The 3,409-nt window shown below is 69.0% G+C and carries 4 protein-coding genes; 3 read left to right on the top strand and 1 reads right to left on the bottom strand.

Annotated elements, in window-relative coordinates:
• Both ACLBYG_RS31495 and ACLBYG_RS31490 read left to right on the top strand, forming a co-directional pair.
• The coding region (locus ACLBYG_RS31495; protein WP_447684074.1) for a DMT family transporter at nucleotides 1-846 on the top strand (846 nt) is incomplete at its 5' end.
• Nucleotides 847-915: 69 nt separating this feature from the next.
• Complete coding sequence (locus ACLBYG_RS31490; RefSeq protein WP_447684073.1) at nucleotides 916-1,371, top strand: CBS domain-containing protein; 456 nt, start codon at nucleotides 916-918, stop codon at nucleotides 1,369-1,371.
• On the opposite strand, the gene ACLBYG_RS31485 is transcribed toward ACLBYG_RS31490, so the two are convergent.
• Nucleotides 1,372-1,905: a hypothetical protein gene (locus ACLBYG_RS31485; RefSeq protein ID WP_447684072.1), complete on the bottom strand. Its 534-nt coding sequence runs from the start codon at nucleotides 1,903-1,905 to the stop codon at nucleotides 1,372-1,374.
• Nucleotides 1,906-1,961: 56 nt separating this feature from the next.
• Here ACLBYG_RS31485 and ACLBYG_RS31480 point away from each other — a divergent pair.
• The coding region (locus ACLBYG_RS31480) for an SLC13 family permease (RefSeq protein ID WP_447684071.1) at nucleotides 1,962-3,409 on the top strand (1,448 nt) is incomplete at its 3' end.

The raw sequence follows: 3,409 nt of genomic DNA, 5'->3' as shown, positions 1-3,409 counted from the left end.
TTTGCGGCGCTCCTCGTGACCGCGCTCGGGTGGGGGTTCGGCTGGCTGGCGATGAAGGTCGTCCTGCAAAGCTGGCCCCCGCTGTTCGGGCGGGGCGCGGCGGGCCTGATCGCAGCAATGCTGCTCGCCCTTGTGGCGCTGATGCGCGGCGAACGTCTCTCCGTGCCCCGGGGGGCTCGCGCCCGGCTGGCGATGGCAGCGTACACCAACGTCTTTGCGTGGATGGGTTTCTCGTCGCTCAGCCTGCGCTGGATTACCGTCAGCGAGGCCGCCCTGTTGGTTTATTCGATGCCGGTCTGGGCGACCTTGTTCGCCTGGGCGGTGTCAGGCCATCGCCCGACGCTGCGGGGCTTACTCGCGCTGGTGCTCGGCCTCTCCGGGATCGGCGTGCTGCTCGGTGCTGGCGCAGGCGCCCTGGGCGAGGAGAAATTGCCCGGCATCGGATTCGCGCTCGCGGCTGCGGTCCTTTTCGCGCTCGGCGCGGTCCTTAATAGCCGCGCTCTGCCAGTGCCCCCCTTCGCGATGACCGCGTGGCAAGTCGGACTGGGCTGTCTGCCGATGGTGGTGCTCGGCATAACGCTCGAACGGCCGGCCGTCATGGCGCTCAGCGGCGCGAGCGCATGGGCGTTCGTCTACGTCACCCTGATCCCAATGGCTGCCTGCTTTCTCACGTGGTTCGAGGCGCTTCGACGGTTGCCGCCCGTGGCGGCTTCCACGAGTATGCTGCTCGTCCCTCTCATCGGCATCCTCTCCGCGACGTTGTTCCTCGGCGAGCCTTTGGGTCCGCGGGAAATGCTGGCCATGGCGCTGACGCTGGGAGGCGTCGTCCTGGCTTTGAGAAAGTGATGATCGGCCGTCATCGCCGAGGCGATCACGGCGGCTGTCACACCGGTCCCCCACCTTGCAGAGGGCGCAATGCCGAAACTGTCCGCCGAGCACCTTCGCGTCGCCGACGTGATGGCCCGCGACGTCGAGTTCATAGAGCCGCAATCGAGCGTGCAGGCTGCGGCGGTCCTGATGGGCGAAATCGAGGTGGGGGCGCTGCCGGTCGGCTCGGCCGATCAGCTGGTCGGCATCGTCACGGATCGGGATCTGCTCTATCGGGTCGTCGCCCGTGGGCGCGATCCCACCGCCGTGGCGGTCCAGGAGGTCGCCTCGCGCCCCGTCCTCTCCTGCGATCCCGGCGATTCCCTCCGCGCGGCCCTCGACATCATGGGGTCGAACTACGTTCGGCGCCTTCCGGTGGTCGATGGGACTCGAAAGGTGGTGGGCTGGCTGACCCTCGCCGACATCTCGCGCCACCTGCTCGTGAGCGACGATGCCTTGCAGGTATCCCTGCAGGCGCTCACGGAAGGGGCAACGGACGTCTGATCACACGCGGTAGCGGCGCTCTGCGGCGCGCACGGCCGTGGTGGGCAGGCCGCGATGCAAGGCGACGTAGTCCGCGAAGGCCCATCCCGGCGGCCCGGCGTGCCGGGCGGCGATCAAGCAGAGTATGAAGCCGATCAGGCCGGTGTCGGGCTCGCTCAGGCCCGCCAACGCCTCGTCGAGCGGCGGCGGCGTCCGAAGGGCGGCATCGAACATCGCGAGGATCTCGGCGTCGGCCCCCGAGGCGACGAGCCAAGCCCGGATCGGATCGAGCACCGGCGCTGGACCGCTTGACCGGGCCACCACGGCGGCGAAGCGAGCGAGGGCGGTGCGCTCCGCGCCGGAAAGCCGCGCCAGATTGACACTCAGCGGCATAAGGGTCTGGTGGCGGTTCTGCAAAAAGCCATGGACGACTTTTTGCCCGACCACTTCGAGGATCTGCCGCCGGCCGGGGGGGATAGCGCGGTGCCGGCGATCGACCGCGTCCGCTCCCCCGTCCCCTGCCGGATGATCTCGTCGTTCCCCGGCCTGCTCCAACGCCTACCCCTCTCAGCCCGCGCCGTTGCGACGGTGTCCCGAACAGGTGTCTCTGGATGACCGTCGATCAAGTGCTCGCCTTCGGCCTGATCGGCTTGACGGTAGCCGCTTTCGTGTGGGATCGCCTGCCCTACGATCTCGTGGCCCTGACTGCCCTCGCCGTCGGCATCGCGGTGGGGCTCGTGCCCGCCGACAAGGCGTTCTCGGGATTCTCCGACGACATCGTGATCATCGTCGGGTCTGCCCTCGTCCTCTCGGTGGCCATTGCTCGCTCCGGCGCGGTCGAGACCCTGATGCGTCCGCTCATGCCGTACATGACCAGCCCGGTCCGCCAAGTGCCGATCCTCGTGGCCGGGGTCCTCCTCCTATCGATGGTGACGAAGAACGTCGGTGCGCTCGCCATCTTCATGCCGATCGCGCTACAAGTCGCCCGCCGCAGCGGGACAACACCCTCGGCGCTGCTCATGCCGATGGCCTCGGCCTCGCTCATCGGCGGCATCGTCACGCTGGTGGGCACATCGCCGAACGTCATCGTCTCAAAGGTCCGCGCCGACCTGACCGGTAAACCCTTCGGCATGTTCGACTACGCCCCCGTGGGTCTGTGCGTGGCCGCGGCAGGCTTCGTCTTTCTCTGCCTCGGATGGCGCCTGCTGCCCCGGCGGGATGGAGGCACGCGCTCGATGGAGGCGGCGTTCACGCTGGAGCGCTATACGACGGAGGCGCGCCTCCCGCCGGAGCATCCGGCGGTCGACCGGACGGTGGCCTTCCTGGAGGCCCAGGGCGACGGGGATGTCAGCGTCGCCACCATCCTGCGCGAGCGTTTTCGGCGCTACCCGGCCAGCCCGGACTTCCGGCTTAGGGGCGACGATGTGCTCCTGCTCAACGGCGAGCCGGACGCCCTCGAGCGCTTCGTGGCACGCACCGGACTGGCCCTAGCCGGCGCCGCGCCCGCGGCGGAGGCCGTGGTGATGGAGGGCGTGGTGACGGCGGAGTCCGAACTCGTCGGGCGCACGGCCGCTCAACTCGATCTGGAGCACAGTTCCGGTCTGGGCATCCTCGCCGTCAGCCGGCGCGGCCGCCGCATCGAACAGAGCCTGTCCGCCGTCCGTTTCCGGGCTGGGGACGTCGTCGTGGTGCGCGGGCACGGTGCGGCGTTGGCATCGGCCCTCGGGATGCTCAAGGTGCTTCCCCTCGCCGCTCGGGAGATCGCCCTCGGCCGGAACGACCGGAGTTGGCTGCCGGCCGCGATCCTGTTCCTGGCCATGGGCCTCGTCGCCCTTCACGTCGTGCCCGTCGCTGTCTCCTTCTTCGGTGCGGTGGTCGCCGTGCTGCTTCTGCGGAGCTTGACGCCGCACGAGGCTTACCAAGCCGTCGAATGGCCCGTGCTCGTCCTCCTGGGTGCCTTGATCCCAATCTCCGAGACCGTCAGCAGCACGGGCGGCGCCGACCTGATTGCCGGCCAACTCACGGCCTTGGTGCAGGGTCTCTCACCGATCACAGCCCT

It is taken from the genome of Methylobacterium sp. D53M (assembly GCF_053345625.1).
This window is presented reverse-complemented; position numbering and strand designations above follow the sequence as displayed.

Excerpts from the sequence above, each read along its gene's own strand:
- ACLBYG_RS31490 (WP_447684073.1), top strand. The coding sequence starts at position 916 with ATGCCGAAACTGTCCGCCGAGCACCTTCGCGTCGCCGACGTGATGGCC.